Genomic DNA, 15,360 nt, shown 5'->3' on the forward strand with positions numbered 1-15,360 from the left:
TTCAAAGTGCGCTGATCATATCCGGGCGGAAGCCGGCCCAATGCTGCTCGCCGGCGATGACGACGGGAACCTGTCGATAGCCGAGAGCCTGGACGAGTTCATAGGCGGCCGCATCGGCAGAGACATCGACCACGGTGTAAACTATGCCCTGACGGTCGAGCGCACGGGTGGTCGCAGCGCACTGGACGCAGGCGGGCTTGGAGTAGACGGTGATGCTCATCGTAATCCTCGTATTTTAATAAGGGCGTGCAAATTCGTTCGGGCATCCGCCGATGTCCGTGCGAAGGGATTGGAAAATGAAGGCAGCCGCAGCCGATTGCCGTACGTTATACGCCCGTCACTCGCGCCGATATGGACTGGGACTCATAGACATAGACTTCACCCCGAAGTTACCTTGCGGAGCATTCAAGAAGCGACGTGCTTGGGCATCTTCCCCAAGCATCGCCGTAACCTTCCGGACACCCCGCCCGTGGACGTTCATGAACGAGGCAGGTCTCCTGGCTTGCGGGTCGCGGCACTCGCCCATGCCTTCCCAGGACCTTACGGCTCCAGTGGCTTTCCTGAACGAATGCTCACCGCTCACAGTTGCGGGGGCAGCTCCGRCATTGCTCGGCCCATCATGGACGTCACGCACCGTATTCCCGTCTTAGCTCCCGATCTTGCGAATCGGGAGAACCTCGAACACTAGATATAGTATGCCAGGTTAAATTTACGTCAATAGCTTCGATGCCGCCCTCTCCTTTCCGCGACGACGCCATCACAGATCCCTTTTTTGTCGACGGCGAGACGCCGCAGGAAGCGCGAACCATTCCGGTCGAAGGCCAACCCTTCGTGATTGTCGCCGCAGGCGGCTCCAGCGCGACGCACTGAAGCCTAGCCTAGCCCGTCAATCCATAAGAAACGCCGGCGTGATTGCCGGCGTTCCTTCCTGCATGGAGCCCTCGACAAGGCGCATCGCCATTTCCGGCATGCATTTTGCAACGCCACCATCGCTATGGTGAACAAGCGGCAAAAAGTCCCGAAATCGGACAGTCTGCATCGGTTCCGCTCCGTTGGAGTGGCGGTGCACGGCCCGGTATTGTGCCGAATCGTCAACTCCGTCGAGGACGCGGCCCATATCCTGCTCCGCGACTGGCCCCTGGACGAYGGCGACCAGTTCTACGTAGCCGTCAAGGCCTGCCTGGACGGACTGCACGACGAGATGCCGGCGGCGGATGTCAGGGCCGCCTTCGTCGCGGCCGCCCGGGAAGCCAATCTCGCCGTATTCGCCTAAACGCCTTTAGCCATCTCCTCCCTACCGCGGCCCTTTACCCGCATGTTCATTTGACAGATATCCTACAAGTCGATATGTTCTGGAGCATGGCCGCCAATCCGGATGAACCTGCATGACGCTCAAGACGATGAAGCCTCTGACCCGCGCTCCTTTGCTGCACGTCTCCGTCCAGGAAAGCCTCAGGGCCTATATCGCGGACAACGGGCTGCAGCCGGGCACCCTGCTGCCGGCGGAAGGCGAGCTTGCCCAGCAGCTCGGCGTCAGCCGCAATTCGCTGCGGGAGGGCATCAAGGCGCTGGAATCGCTTGGCGTCCTCGAAACCCGCCGCGGCGTCGGTATTTTCGTGAAGGCCTTCTCCTTCGAGCCGCTGCTCGACAATCTCGCCTACGGGCTCGGCGGCGCTCTCCGGCAGATCGAAGAGGTCATCGAGATCCGGCGCACGCTCGAAGTCGGCCTGATCGGCAAGACAATCGCAATGATCGGCGAGGACGACATCGCCGAGCTGCGTGGAACCGTGAACCGCATGGGCATGCATGCGCAGCGAGGGGAGTCCTTTGCCGAAGACGACCAGCTCTTCCATCGCCTGCTCTTCCGCTGCCAGGGCAACGACACGCTTGCCAGACTGATCGACGTTTTCTGGCTCGCCTTCTACAAGGCGTCCGATTTCGTGAACCTCGACAATGTCGACCCGATCGCCACCTGGAGAGATCACGCCGCCATCGTCGATGCGGTGGAGRCCAGGAATGTCGAGGAGGCCAAGCTGCGCCTGGACCGCCACTACGAAGGCATTTCCCGGGTGATTGCCAACAACAAGACGAATTCAAATGTGGGAGGAACACAATGAATCGACTGACCAGACTCTCGTCGGCCATCGCCATGGCCGCGATGATGGCGACGACCGCCGTTCCGGCATTCACCGGCCCGGCGAAGGCGGCAACGCTTTCGGGCGGCTTCGACGTCGGCCCCGGCGGCTTCCAGGGCAATTTCAATCCGCTGGCAGCGACCAGCGGCTTTACCTGGCTCAGCATCTATTACGAGCCGCTCATCACCTATGACGAGAAGCTCCAGAAGGTGGTCGGCGTGCTCGCCTCGTCCTACGAGGTCAGCGACGACCAGCGCACCTATACATTCAAGCTCGCCGACGCGAAGTGGCACGACGGACAGTCCTTCACCGCCAAGGATGCCAAGTTCACCATGGAACTCGCCAAGGACGCCAAGAGCGGCTCGGTTCTCGCCGCCCGCCTGAAGGCCGTCTCTTCGGTAGAGGCGCCCGATGACAAGACGCTGATCGTCAGGCTGGATGCGCCTTCGGCCAGCCTTCTCGACACCATGACCAAGGTCATGATGCTGCCCGAGCACGCCTTGTCGAAAATCCCAGCCGATCAGCTCGCCAAAAATACCTGGTGGTCCACATCCCCGATCGGAACCGGACCGTTCAAATTCAGCAAATATGTCACCGACCAGTATGTGGAACTGACCGCCAATACGGACTATCGCGGCGGCGCGCCGGCCCTGGAAAAGCTCATCAACCGGTATTTCGCAGACCCCGCCGCAGCGATCGCCGCTCTAAGAGCCGGAGAGATCCAGTTCACCTATGTCGATTCCAACGACGTCCCGACCTTCAAGGACAATGACGCCTTCAAGGTCATCGAGGGCGATTCCTTTGTGGTCAACTATCTCGGTTTCAACCACGAGTCTCCGATCTGGAAGGACCTTAAGGTCCGCCAGGCCGTGATGCATGCGATCGACCGCAACACGATCATCCAGAGCCTCTATGGCGGAGCGGCAAGGCAGGCCAATTGCGCCTACGTGGCCGATCAGCTCGTGCCCGAAGGCATTGATCCCTATGCATACGATCCGGAAAAGGCCAAACAGTTGCTGGAGGAGGCCGGCTGGGCGGAGATCAACGGCGACAAGCCGATCACCCTGCTGACCTATTACACGACACCGCTTGCGGCCAATGTCATGGCGGCGGTTCAGGCCATGCTTGCCCAGGTCGGCATCAACGTGACGCCGCGCGCGGTGGATACGCCGACCTATAACAGTATCGTGCTCAATCCCAATCCGGATGTCTCGCAGTTCCAGATGGTCTTTGCCGGGCTGCAGAACGGGCCGGATCCGGGCAGCATCAATGTCGGCCTCAACGAAAAACAGATCCCGCCGGCGGGCCCTAATRTCGTGCGCGCCCGCATGCCCGATCTCACCGCCGCTCTCGACGGGGCCCTTGGCGAGACCGATCCCAACAAGCGGACCGAACGCTATCAGGAGGTCTGCAAGGTGATGAACAGCCAACTTCCCTGGGGCACGCTCTGGGTCGCCAATCGCTATGGGGTCGTCTCGTCCAAGGTGAAGGACTTCATCTGGACGCCAGCGCCCGGCGGTGGGCCCTACCAGGCGCACCCGGAAAAATGGTCGCTGGCAGAGTAAGCCCAGAATAGGACCAGACGGGGTGGCACGGCCTGCCGGCGCCACCCCCCACGGGATTGATTTTCATGCTCAGCTTTACTTTCCGACGCCTGCTGATCGGATCGGGCATGCTGCTTGCGCTCAGCCTGTTGATCTTCATTCTGCTGCGTCTCACCCCCGGCGATCCGATCGATGCCTATATCGATCCGAACGTGCCGATGTCGCCGAGCGACCTCGCGCAATTGCGCATCCAGCTCGGCTTGGATCAGCCGCTGCCTGTCCAGTACCTCGCCTGGCTGAAGGAAGCGGTTACCGGCAATCTCGGCTATTCGATCAAGCGGTTCGATCAGCCGGTGCTCGACCTGGTGCTCTCCCGCATCGGCCCCACCGTCCTTTTGATGGGATCGGCGATCGTGATTGCCATCGTCGCCGGCATTGCCATTGGCGTCGTCAGCGCCGTGCGTCGCAATTCGCCGCTGGATATCTCCTTTTCCGTCTTCGCGCTGGCGGGCATCTCAAGCCCTGCATTCCTGAGCGCGCTGATCGGGCTCTACATTTTCTCCGTCCGGCTCAACTGGATGCCGTCCGGTGGGATGTTGACCCCTGGGGCGGAGTTTTCGATCGGCGACCTGCTGCATCACCTCGTCCTGCCCGCCTCGCTTCTGGCGATCGCCCAGGCGGCACTCATCACCCGTTATATGCGCGCCTCGCTGCTGGAAGTGCTGAACCAGGACTATGTTCGAACCGCGCGCGCCAAGGGCGTCTATGAATTCTGGGTCATCACCAAGCACGCGCTACGCAATGCGCTGCTGCCGGTCGTGACACTGATCGGCTCCACCATCGGTCTCGCGATCGGCGGCGCCATCTTCATCGAAAGCGTCTTCAATTGGCCGGGCATGGGCCTGCTCCTGGTGGATGCGGTGGAAACCCGCGACTACCCCGTCATCATGGGGGCGACGCTGGTGATCGGCGCCTGCGTCATCGTCGTCAATCTCCTGACCGACATCACTTATGCGGTGATCGATCCGCGTATCAAGGTGGGCTGAACCATGCTGGCTCGCTGTTTCTCCCGCAGTCCCGGCCCGATCGCCCGCGCCCTCGACCGCTTCGTGACCAACCGTGTGGCGATCTTCGGCCTCTGCCTGATCGTGCCCATGCTTGTGCTGATCCTCTCCTATCCATTGTGGTGGAGCTTCAAACCGAACGATATCGACCTTCTCGCCATGAACAGCGGGCCGACGGCCAAGCACTGGTTCGGCACCGATGGCGTTGGCCGCGACGTCTTAGCCCGTGTTCTCGAAGGCGGCCGCATATCGCTGCTTGTGGCGATCGGCTCCACGGCGATTGYCATGGTTATCGGCTTTCTCGTCGGTGCGATCTCTGCACTTGCCGGCCGATGGGTTGACGCCACGACCATGCGCTTTGTGGACCTGGTGATGACGCTCCCCCCGGTCATCTTCCTGCTGGTGCTCGCCTCCATAGCCGGCACCGGCATCTGGCCGACGATACTAGTGATCTCGCTGCTCTCCTGGCCCCTATTGGCGCGGATGATCCGCTCGCGGCTCCTCGAACTTCGCGAGCGGGATTTCGTGATGGCGGCAAGGGGCATGGGTGCCGGTCTCCCGCACCTCCTCTTCCGCCACGGTCTGCCGAACTCGATCGACATCCTCGTCGTCTTCGCGACTCTGCAGATCGCCAATTCCATCCTGCTCGAGGCCGGCCTCTCCTTTCTCGGCCTCGGGATCGCTCCGCCGGCCGCAAGCTGGGGCAACATGCTGAACGCGGCCCGCTCCACGGCCGTGCTCGAGCAATATCCCTGGCAGTGGCTGTTTCCCGGCGGGGCGCTCGTCACCGCCGTTCTTGCCATCAACTTCATCGGTGACGGGCTGAGAGATGCCTTCGATCCTCGCGCCGAACTCAACTGACAATCGAAAGAAAGCAAAAATGACCAAGTTCAAAGGTGTTGTTCCTCCTGTCGTAACGCCCCTTAACCAGGATTTCACGGTCGACTATCCCTCCTATACGAGGGTTCTGGAACATCTGATCGAGGCGGGCTGCCATGGTCTCTTCGTGCTCGGTTCGACGAGCGAAGTGATCTTCCATGACGACAGGACGAGGCAGGAAATCATCGAGCATTCGGCCAAGGTCATCAACGGCCGCGTGCCGCTGATCGTCGGCGTGATCGATCCGACCACCGATCGCGTCATCCATCACGCCAAGGTGGCGAAGGCGGCGGGCGCCGATGCCGTCGTCGTGACGGCGCCGTTCTACACTGTCACGAGCCAGTCCGAGATCATCGATCACTTCCGCTACATTCGCGACGCCGTCGACATACCGCTGATTGCTTACGACATCCCGGTCTGCGTGCATGTGAAGCTGCACCGTCAGACAACCGTCACTCTTGCCCGCGAGGGGACAATCATCGGTCTCAAGGACTCCAGCGGTGATGACGGCAACTTCCGCTATGCACTGCTCGATCTCGCCGACAAAAAAGACGTCTTCCTGATGACCGGATCGGAAATAGTCGTCGACAACGCGCTGCTCATGGGCGCTCACGGCGTCGTTCCCGGTGTCGCGAATGTCGATCCGCATGGCTACGTGCGCCTCTGGAACGCCGCCCAGCGCGGCGACTGGGCCGCAGCGCGCAAGGAGCAGGAACGGCTTTGCCGCCTCTTCGAGATCGTCTGGGTGGCGCAGGGGCGCGTCAGCGGCGGAGCCTCCGGCATCGGCGCCTTCAAGGCGGCCATGAAGAGCCTCGGCATCATCGATACCGCCGTGATGCCCCGCCCGCGCGCTGCGCTCAACGAAGCTGAAACCGCAAGGATCAACGAGATCCTCCGAACAGCGGGCCTCCTGTCCTGATGAACATGATGCAACCGACAACCGATACCATACTGGAGATCAAGGGACTGCGGACCGTCTTCCGTATCCGTTCCGGCGAGGTGACGGCGGTCAACGATGTCGATCTCGCCCTTGAAGCCGGCGAGACGCTGGCGCTCGTGGGTGAATCCGGCTCCGGCAAGTCCGTGACCAGTCTTTCGGTCATGCGCCTGCTTACCCGCAATGTCGGCGCCATCGCTGCGGGCAATATCCGTCTGAGGCGCAAGGATGGCGCGGTCGTGAACCTGGTCGAACTCGACGAGGGCAGGATGCGGGAAATCCGCGGCAACGATATCGGCATGGTCTTCCAGGAGCCGATGTCCAGCCTCAACCCGGTCTATACTGTCGGCGATCAGATCGCCGAGCCGATCCGCATCCATCGCCGGGCGGACCGGAAGACGGCGATGGATGCGGCGATCGGCCTTCTGGAAAGCGTCGGCATTCCGGATGCCAAGCGCCGTGCCGGCCAATATCCGCACGAGCTTTCAGGCGGCATGCGCCAGCGCGCCACCATAGCCATGGCCCTTTCCTGCGATCCGACCCTGCTGATCGCGGACGAGCCGACGACCGCGCTCGACGTGACCATCCAGGCGCAGATCCTCGACCTCCTGCAGAAGCTCCAGCGCGAGCGCGGGATGGCCATGCTGTTCGTCACGCATAACCTCGGCGTCGTCGCGGAAATCGCCCATCGCGTGGCGGTCATGTATGCCGGCAGGATCGTCGAGACGGGACCGGTGGACGAGGTGTTCCGCAATCCGAAGCATCCCTATACGATGGGCCTTCTTGCCTCCATGCCGAAGCTTGGCGATGCAACGCGCATGAAACGGGCCGGCGAAAAGCTCGCCGCCATTCCAGGTGTGGTGCCGAGCCTGATGAACATGCCGAAGGGCTGTGCCTTCTCCCCTCGCTGTCGGTTCGCGATTGATGCCTGCCGTGCCGCCGTCCCGCCGCTGGCAAAGGTCAATGCCCGGCACGAGAGCCGCTGTATCCGCTGGCAGGAGATTTAGATGAGCGAACCATTCCTCTCCGTCCGCGATCTTGAAAAACATTATACCTCGCGCGGCACCAAGCTCACCATATTGCAGGGCATCTCGTTCGACATCGGCAAAGGCGAGGTCGTCGGGCTTGTGGGGGAATCCGGCTCGGGCAAAACCACGATCGGCCGCTCGATCCTGCGTCTCGTGGAGCCTTCCGCCGGCAGCGTCCGGTTCGACGGGACCGAAATCACCGGACTTTCGGCATCGGCCATGCGGCGGACCCGGCCACGAATGCAATATATCTTCCAGGACCCGTTCGCGAGCCTCTCGCCGCGCATGACGATCGGGGAAATTCTGACCGAAGGGCTGAAGATACAGGGGGTCGGCGCCCGCAAGGACCGGCTGGAGCGAGCTCGTCGCGCCCTCGAACAGGTGGATCTGCCGGCGGACGCGATCAATCGCTACGCACATGAATTCTCCGGTGGCCAGCGCCAGCGGATCGGCATTGCCCGCGCGCTGACGCTTGGCCCGGAATTCATCGTGGCCGACGAACCCGTCTCGGCGCTCGACGTATCGATTCAGGCGCAGGTCATCAATCTTCTGCGCGACCTGCAGCAGCGCCTCGGTCTCACCATGCTGTTCATCAGCCATGATCTCGCGGTTGTCGAATATATCTGCGACCGTGTCATCGTGCTCTATCTTGGGCGCATCATGGAGGTTGCTCCAAGTGCCGATCTCTATGCCACGCCGCAGCACCCTTATACGCGCGCGCTGCTTTCGGCGATCCCTTCGCCTGATCCGGACGCCCGGCGCGACCGCCAGATTCTGAAGGGCGATATCCCGAGCCCCGCCAGCCCTCCGAGCGGCTGTGTCTTCCGAACCCGCTGTCCTTATGCGCTTCCCACCTGCGGCGAGGCTGTGCCGGAATTGAGAGAGGTTGCGCCGGGACGCTTCAAGGCCTGCATCCGTGACGATCTCGATTGAGGAGAGAAGACAAGTGACAGCAGGAGCACGCAGGCATCCGATCGCCGGCAACTGGGCGAGCCTTTTGTTGCCGATTGCTGCAGACGACAGCATCGAGTTTGGGAAACTAGCGGAAGAAATCGACATTCTGATCGCGGCCGGCGTCGACGGCATCTATTCGAACGGGACGGCCGGCGAATTCCATAACCAGAGCGAAGCGGAATTCGCTCGCATCCAGGAAATCCTCGCCGAACGATGCGGACGTGCCGGTATGCCCTTCGTGATCGGCGCCTGCCAGCCGGACGCCACCATCATGCTCGCACGCCTGCGCCGGGCGGCATCGCTCAAGCCGATGGCGATCCAGGTGATCCTGCCGGATTGGTGGCCGCTTACCGATCCCGAGGCGATCGATTTCCTGAAACGCGCCGCCGAGAATGCCGACGGCATCCCATTGATCCTCTACAACCCGCCCCACGCAAAACGGGTGCTTTCGCCTGAAGAGCTTGCCGGGGTCTGCGGCCCCTGCCCTTCTGTCGTCGGCATCAAGCTCGCCGACGGCGACGACCGCTGGTATGCGGAGGCTCGTTCACACCTATCGGAATTCGCGCTCTTCGTCCCCGGCCATCACCTGGCCACCGGCGTCAAGCAAGGGGTCGCGGCTGGCGCCTTTTCCAATGTGGCATGTCTCAGTCCGCGCGGCGCGCAGAACTGGACCGAACTCATGCGGACCGATCTCGATCGGGCTCTGGAAGTGGAAGGGCGCATCTGCGCCTTCATGGACAACCATATCGTACCGTTCCGCCGCGATCACGGCTTTTCCAATGCCGCCCTCGACAAGCTGCTCTGCGGGATCGGCGGCTGGGGGCCTGTCGGGACAAGGCTTCGCTGGCCCTATCGATGGATCGAGGAGCGTGACGCGGTCCGCCTGCGCCAGATCGCACGCGCGGAAATTCCCGAACTCGTTTCCGACTGAAACGCGCGGTCCGCCGGCTAGTGGAACCGGCTGGAGCTATTGGCCACGAACCGGGCCTTATCTTCGAAATTGTCCCATGACGGTCCGATGCCTCTGCCGCTCAGGAGCCAGGCAAGGCTCACCTGCAAGACGCCGGCGATCTTGTCCAGCCGGTTGGCGCGCGGCGCGGCCCGGTCGTTTTCCCAATCCTGCCAGGTTTCCGGCGTGACCCCGACAATCGCCGAAATCTCTTCGACGGAGACGTTCAGCGCATCGCGCGCAAGCGAAATACGGCCGCCGATCGTATCGTCTTCGGCGAATGYCGAAACCTGTTGTCCATCATACATGCTGAAGCGCTCCACCTGATCGAGCTGAGACAAGCGGCTCCGCGGATGGTTCCCGCGGAGCCGTCAACGAGGTTAGCCTTCGTTTTCACCCAGCCAGGCTTTCACCTGGTCCGGATGATCGGTGATGTATTTCTTGACAGCCTCGTCGTAGGAGGTTTCCTGCGCATTGAACATCGCCGCCTCCAGATCCGAGATCGGCAGCTTCATTCGGGAAAGGAATTCGGCGACCTTGGGATTTTCCTCCTTGAAGCCCTGGCGAGCCAGGATATCGACATGCTCGGCTTCACCGAGCGACTTCTTCGGGTCGTCGATATAGCGAAGTTCATACTTGCCAAACATCCAGTGCGGGCTCCATGAGGTCGCGACGAACCACTTTTCCGACCGCATGGCGCGATCGACGGAGGTCAGCATACCGGCCTCGCTGGAAATCTGCAGCTTGTAGTCGTCGAGACCGTAATCCTTGACGGCCTGCTGGGAAAGACGCGTCAGGCCGGCGCCCGGGTCGATCCCCAGCACCTGGTTCCCGAGCTGTTCCTTGACGTCATCCTTCTTGAGGTCCTCGATGGAGGCGATCGCATCCTCGGGCACGTATTTCGGAACGACCCAGCCGAGCTTTGCTCCGTCATAGACGGTGCCGAGCGTTTCGACCTTGTCCTTCACCTTGGCGAAGTAATCGGCATGGGTCTGCGGAAGCCAGGCCATCATCATGGCATCGAGATCGCCGCGGCTGACGCCTTGATAGAGCGGCGCCACATCTGTCTGGACCAGTTCGACCTCTTGACCGAGCTCGTCCTTGATGAGCTTTGCCGCGAGCTTGGTGACGAATTCGGCATCCGACCAGGCGGCCCAGCCAATCTTCACCGGCTTGGCGTCCTGCGCCAGCGCTCCGGTGGTCGCGCTGCCGAAGAGAACGGCAGCGAGGCTCATTGTAACGAGTGTCTTGAACATATCTGCTCCTTTTTTGAAGGTTCGCATGCGGCGGCGCCAAGCCGCCATCGACGGGCGCTGCGGATCAGGCGGGAGCTTCCGCCACCTTCTGCTGCGCCGTGTTCCGGAAAAGCACGCGCCAGATACCGGCGCTCTGCTTTCCGAGGCTTTGGGTGATCCGGTCGAGGATCACGGCGAGAATGACGACGGCAATGCCGCCTTCAAAACCGGTACCGACATCGAGACGCTGGATGCCGGTGAGCACCGTATTGCCGATCCCGCCCGCCCCGATCATGGAGGCGATCACCACCATCGAGAGTGCCAGCATGATGGTCTGGTTGATGCCGGCCATGATGGAGGGCATGGCGTTCGGGAGTTGCACCTTGAACAGCAATTGCGAAGGCGTGCAGCCGAAGGCATTGCCGGCCTCGATGAACTCCGCATGCACCTGGCGAATACCGAGATTGGTCAGCCGGACGACCGGGGGCATGGAGAAGATGACGGTCGCGATCGTTCCGGGCACGGCGCCGAGACCGAAGAACATGGCGGCCGGAATGAGATAGACGAAGGCCGGCATGGTCTGCATCAGGTCGAGCACCGGCCTCGTCACGGCCGCAAAACGGTCGCCGCGGGCCATTGCTATCCCCAGAGGCAGGCCGATCAGCATGGCGATCAATGTCGAGGCGATGACGAGCGACAGGGTCTCCATCATCGGCGACCAGAGTTGCATGTGGTCGACGAGCCAGAGGGAAGCGGCCGTGAAGACACCGAAGCCGACGCTCACGCGCCACAGTGCGAGGGCGACGAAAATGGCGAGCCCCAAGGGCATCGGAATGGCGAGCAGAGCATCCTGGATGCCGCCGGTGACCAGGCCGATAGCAGCCGCGATGAAATCGAGGACCGGCGCGAAGTTGTCGAGAATGTAATTGACGGCGGCATCGATGCCGTCACCGAGATCGAAGTTCATGTGTCTTTCCGTTCTGCTGGTGTTCAGCCGGCGCGGTCGAGCGTTTCGAGAAGGGTCGATTTGCTGATTGAACCGATATAGCGGTTGCCGTCATCGACCACGGGTACCGGCCAGGCGCTGGCGGCAACCTTGCCCAGCACGTTCGACAGCGGCTCGCTGGCAAAAACCGGCGTGGCTTCGGGCAGGAAGGCGCTGCGATAAGGATCGGCGGCACCGCCGCGAACCTTCTCGATCAGCGAGCTCTGGCTCACCACGCCCTGAAAGGTCTTGTCGCGACCGACGATGATCGCGAATTCGCGATCGAAATTCTTCATCCGCTCCAATGCGGCCGCAGCGGAGACGCCTTGCCGCTCGATGATGGTCACCTGCGTCTTGCGGGCGATGTCACCTGCCTTGAAGACCTGGCTGACATCGACATTGCGGAAGAAGGAACGGACATAGTCGTTGGCCGGATTGAGCACGATCTCGTCGGGCGTGCCCACCTGGACCACATTGCCGTTCTGCATGATGCAGATACGATCGCCGATCCTCATCGCCTCATCCAGATCGTGGCTGACGAAGACGATCGTGCGGCTGTGTTCAGCCTGAAGGCGGACGAGCTCGTCCTGCATTTCCGCACGGATCAGCGGATCGAGGGCCGAAAACGCCTCGTCCATCAGGAGAATGGTTGRCTCGCTGGCAAGCGCACGGGCGAGACCGACACGCTGCTTCATGCCGCCGGACAGCTGATCGGGGCGGCTKTCGGCATAGCCGGTAAGCCCGACGGCGTCCAACGCGGCATTCGCCTTCTCCTTGCGCTCGGCCTCGCCGACGCCTGCAACTTCCAGCCCGAAGGCTGCGTTGTTGAGCACAGTGCGGTTCGGCAATAGCGCAAAGGACTGGAAGACCATGCTGATGTCGCGGCGTCTGACGTCGATCAGCTCTCGGCGGGACATGCTGGTGATATCCCGGCCATCGATCTCGATGCTTCCGGATGTCGGCTCGATCAAACGGTTGAGGAGGCGCAGCAGCGTGGATTTCCCGGAACCCGAAAGTCCCATAATGACGAAGATCTCGCCCGCCTTGATGTCGAAGCTCGCGTTGTTGACGCCGATCGAGCAGCCGGTTGCCGCGAGTATCTCCGATTTGCTCTTGCCGCGTCGAAGAAGATCGAGCGCCTTTTCCGGGCGCTCCCCGAAAACCTTGTAAACGTTCTTGATACTGATCTTGGTCGAACTCGGTTCCACCGATACGTCATTTTCAGTTGCAAAAACCATAAACATGCAGGCCTCGGCTCAATAGCGGAGGCGCTCTCCTTCTTGTCAAAACTCAACGGTGCAGCAAGTAAAACTTCGCGCTCATCAAGTATTGTATCCAGCAATTTTTAGCGGAAATTATTTCCGCCAGCACAGAATTTCGCTTGCCTCTACATACGAAAATTCCATCGCGAGAGACAGCGATTATGATATGCAGGGATGCTTGATGGTTGCTTTAGAAGCAACAACCCCCACAGCGAAAGATAGGCCTTATTTATGGGAACGATCTTTGAATGTCCATAAAAAAATCAAATTTTGTTATCGCTGCACTTCTTCCACGACGGATATCTGATGCCCGAACCGTCGAGATTTCCGGTGCTTCGGTCCAACCGTGAGATGTCCGCCCGAGCCTCACCTCCGCCTCGATCCGATGCTCCACCACTCCGTTTGCGAAGCCTTTTTGGTTAAGACAACGCCTTCCAGCTCCGCCGTCTCGACATAGGCGTTCGGTGCCGCGTAAAAAGCTCGTGTTTGTTCCCGTCGTCACAGCTTCATCGGACAGCCAATGAGAGACTGACATGCTGCGTCCAATCATCGCGATGTTCCATTCCCTCTCCGCCACCGGTATGTTCGTCGGGCTGATCTTTTTCTCGATGTCGCTTACCCCGAGCCTCATGCCGCGGTCCTATCTTGTTCAAGGCGCGCTATCGGGCGTTTGCACGGCAGTCGGGTACATGCTCGGCGCCGGCCTGTTCTGGCTGTGGCGTTATCTCGAGATCCCCTATCCGGACGATCGCCGGCAGCGCCTGAAAACCGCCGTGGCCGCAGCGGGACTACTGCTCTGCACCTGGTTTCTGTGGCACGCGGTCGCCTGGCAGAACTCGATCCGGACGCTCTGGGAAATGCCGCCGCTCGACAGTGCCGATCCATTCCGGCTGGCCGCCGTCGCGTCGGCCACCTTTCTTGCAGCGCTTGCCCTGGGACGGATATTCAAGTGGTTGTGCATCCGGCTCTCGGCTCTCCTCAAGCGATACGTTCCCCGGAGAATTTCGCTGCTCCTCGGAATCCTGATCGCCTCCGCCATTTTCTGGTCTCTCGGCCAGGGCGTGCTTTTGCGCCTGGCGCTGGATGCCGCCGACGCCTCGTTTCAGCGGCTCGACGCGCTCATCGACGAGGGAACCCTGCAACCGCGATCCGACACGACCGGAAGCGCGTCCTCGCTGGTCTCCTGGGAGGGGCTCGGGCGGCAGGGAAGGCATTACATATCCTCCGGTCCAAATGCCTCGGAAATCGGTGACTTCTGGCAGGAAGGAGCTCTCCGGCCGATCCGCGTCTATGTGGGATTGAACAATGCCGATAGCGCGCAAGCGCGGGCGCAGCTTGCGCTGGAAGAACTTCGCCGGCAGGGCGGCTTCGAGCGGCGGATACTGGTGGTCATCGCGCCAACGGGGACGGGATGGATCGACCCTGCCGCGATGGATTCACTCGAATACCTGCATCGAGGGGATGTGGCGAGCGTCGCGGTACAATATTCCTATCTGACGAGCTGGCTCTCCCTTCTCGTGGAGCCGGATGACGGGCGAGAATCGGCGCAAGCGCTTTTCAAGGAGATCTACAGCTTCTGGAAGACCATGCCGAAAGAGAGCCGACCCCAGCTCTATCTCTATGGCTTGAGCCTCGGCGCCTTCAACTCACAACTTGCCACCGACATCTACGACGTCGTAGCCGATCCCTTCCAGGGGGCGCTGTGGGCCGGCCCTCCCTTCCGAAGCGCAAGATGGCGCTCAGTGACAGAGCAAAGAAATCCCGGTTCGCCCGCCTGGCTGCCCCGCTTTCGGGATGGCTCGACCATTCGCTTCAGCAATCAGTCGAACCATCTGGCCGAAGCGGATGCCGAATGGGGGCCGATCAGGTTCATCTACCTGCAATATGCCAGCGATCCGATCGTTTTCTTCGAGCCGGCTTCCGCGTTCAAGGAACCGGTCTGGATGCGCGAGCCGCGCGGGCCCGATGTCTCGCGTGATCTGCAGTGGTTACCGATCGTGACCATGCTGCAGCTCCTGTTCGACATGGCAATCGCCACCTCGTCGCCGCTCGGTTACGGGCACGTCTATGCGCCCGAGCACTATATCGACTGCTGGATCTCGCTGACCGGGCCTCCCGGTCTCGAAGCGCCCGACGTGGAGAGACTGAAGCAATCTCTTCGGGCGAGCTTGACCTGAGCATCCGCTTGCCTTCGGCCGGACGCTCCCAAGCGGAACTATAGCACCAGATCGGGAACGAAATTTCTGGCCAATCGCCGGGATTTGGTGTCATGCGAACAGTCAATCGGATCGGCGTCCGATCCCAAGGATCTGTAGATAAAGGACCGGCTTCTAGCCCCGGTGCGATTTTGTGTTGGCAAAGGGACACCTGTATTCTATCAATTCGAAG

Annotated in this window: 15 protein-coding genes and 1 riboswitch; of the genes, 10 read left to right on the forward strand and 5 right to left on the reverse strand. The window is 61.2% G+C overall.

Annotated elements, in window-relative coordinates:
- Nucleotide 1 precedes the first annotated feature (1 nt).
- Entirely contained in the window at nt 2-220 is a 219-nt protein-coding gene (gene nrdH / locus LCM4573_RS20170) for a glutaredoxin-like protein NrdH (protein WP_071008161.1), read from the reverse strand.
- Nucleotides 221-469: 249 nt separating this feature from the next.
- Nucleotides 470-695: riboswitch (cobalamin riboswitch) on the reverse strand.
- Between the two features lie 299 nt (nt 696-994).
- Between nrdH and LCM4573_RS20175 the strand changes: the two genes are divergently transcribed.
- From LCM4573_RS20175 to LCM4573_RS20215, 9 genes are all read left to right on the forward strand, one after another.
- Nucleotides 995-1,273, forward strand: a complete 279-nt coding sequence (locus LCM4573_RS20175) for a DUF982 domain-containing protein (RefSeq protein WP_071008162.1) — start codon at nt 995-997, stop codon at nt 1,271-1,273.
- A 112-nt stretch (nt 1,274-1,385) separates the two neighbouring features.
- Nucleotides 1,386-2,117: a FadR/GntR family transcriptional regulator gene (locus LCM4573_RS20180; protein ID WP_071008163.1), complete on the forward strand. Its 732-nt coding sequence runs from the start codon at nt 1,386-1,388 to the stop codon at nt 2,115-2,117.
- Nucleotides 2,114-3,700, forward strand: coding sequence for an ABC transporter substrate-binding protein (locus LCM4573_RS20185; RefSeq protein ID WP_071008164.1), 1,587 nt, complete (start codon nt 2,114-2,116; stop codon nt 3,698-3,700). Before LCM4573_RS20180 ends, LCM4573_RS20185 begins: the two co-directional genes overlap by 4 nt.
- Nucleotides 3,701-3,765: 65 nt before the next feature.
- Nucleotides 3,766-4,725 carry an ABC transporter permease gene (locus LCM4573_RS20190; RefSeq protein ID WP_071008165.1) on the forward strand — a complete coding sequence of 320 codons (960 nt, stop codon included), beginning with the start codon at nt 3,766-3,768 and terminating at the stop codon, nt 4,723-4,725.
- A 3-nt stretch (nt 4,726-4,728) separates the two neighbouring features.
- Complete coding sequence (locus LCM4573_RS20195; RefSeq protein ID WP_071008166.1) at nt 4,729-5,604, forward strand: ABC transporter permease; 876 nt, start codon at nt 4,729-4,731, stop codon at nt 5,602-5,604.
- A gap of 19 nt (nt 5,605-5,623) precedes the next feature.
- Nucleotides 5,624-6,541, forward strand: coding sequence for a dihydrodipicolinate synthase family protein (locus tag LCM4573_RS20200; protein ID WP_071008167.1), 918 nt, complete (start codon nt 5,624-5,626; stop codon nt 6,539-6,541).
- Nucleotides 6,541-7,566, forward strand: coding sequence for an ABC transporter ATP-binding protein (locus LCM4573_RS20205; RefSeq protein ID WP_407071756.1), 1,026 nt, complete (start codon nt 6,541-6,543; stop codon nt 7,564-7,566). The genes LCM4573_RS20200 and LCM4573_RS20205 overlap by 1 nt, the downstream gene beginning before the upstream one ends.
- A complete protein-coding gene (locus tag LCM4573_RS20210; protein WP_071008168.1) occupies nt 7,567-8,520 on the forward strand; it encodes an ABC transporter ATP-binding protein in 954 nt (317 codons plus the stop codon).
- Between the two features lie 13 nt (nt 8,521-8,533).
- Nucleotides 8,534-9,472 carry a dihydrodipicolinate synthase family protein gene (locus LCM4573_RS20215; RefSeq protein ID WP_071008169.1) on the forward strand — a complete coding sequence of 313 codons (939 nt, stop codon included), beginning with the start codon at nt 8,534-8,536 and terminating at the stop codon, nt 9,470-9,472.
- 17 nt (nt 9,473-9,489) lie between these two features.
- Here LCM4573_RS20215 and LCM4573_RS20220 read toward each other — a convergent pair whose 3' ends face one another.
- The 4 genes from LCM4573_RS20220 to proV form a co-directional block, all read right to left on the reverse strand.
- Nucleotides 9,490-9,831, reverse strand: coding sequence for a helix-turn-helix domain-containing protein (locus LCM4573_RS20220; protein WP_244505371.1), 342 nt, complete (start codon nt 9,829-9,831; stop codon nt 9,490-9,492).
- Between the two features lie 39 nt (nt 9,832-9,870).
- A complete protein-coding gene (locus tag LCM4573_RS20225) occupies nt 9,871-10,746 on the reverse strand; it encodes a glycine betaine ABC transporter substrate-binding protein (protein WP_071008521.1) in 876 nt (291 codons plus the stop codon).
- A gap of 64 nt (nt 10,747-10,810) precedes the next feature.
- The gene (locus tag LCM4573_RS20230; protein ID WP_071008171.1) at nt 10,811-11,692 is read right to left on the reverse strand and encodes a proline/glycine betaine ABC transporter permease; all 882 of its coding nucleotides are present in this window, start codon (nt 11,690-11,692) and stop codon (nt 10,811-10,813) included.
- Nucleotides 11,693-11,715: 23 nt separating this feature from the next.
- Nucleotides 11,716-12,948, reverse strand: a complete 1,233-nt coding sequence (proV, locus tag LCM4573_RS20235; RefSeq protein WP_071008172.1) for a glycine betaine/L-proline ABC transporter ATP-binding protein ProV — start codon at nt 12,946-12,948, stop codon at nt 11,716-11,718.
- A gap of 557 nt (nt 12,949-13,505) precedes the next feature.
- Here proV and LCM4573_RS20240 point away from each other — a divergent pair.
- Nucleotides 13,506-15,149: an alpha/beta-hydrolase family protein gene (locus LCM4573_RS20240; RefSeq protein ID WP_071008173.1), complete on the forward strand. Its 1,644-nt coding sequence runs from the start codon at nt 13,506-13,508 to the stop codon at nt 15,147-15,149.
- The last annotated feature ends 211 nt before the right edge of the window (nt 15,150-15,360 follow it).

It is taken from the genome of Rhizobium sp. LCM 4573, from assembly GCF_001854865.1.
Lineage (GTDB): Bacteria > Pseudomonadota > Alphaproteobacteria > Rhizobiales > Rhizobiaceae > Neorhizobium.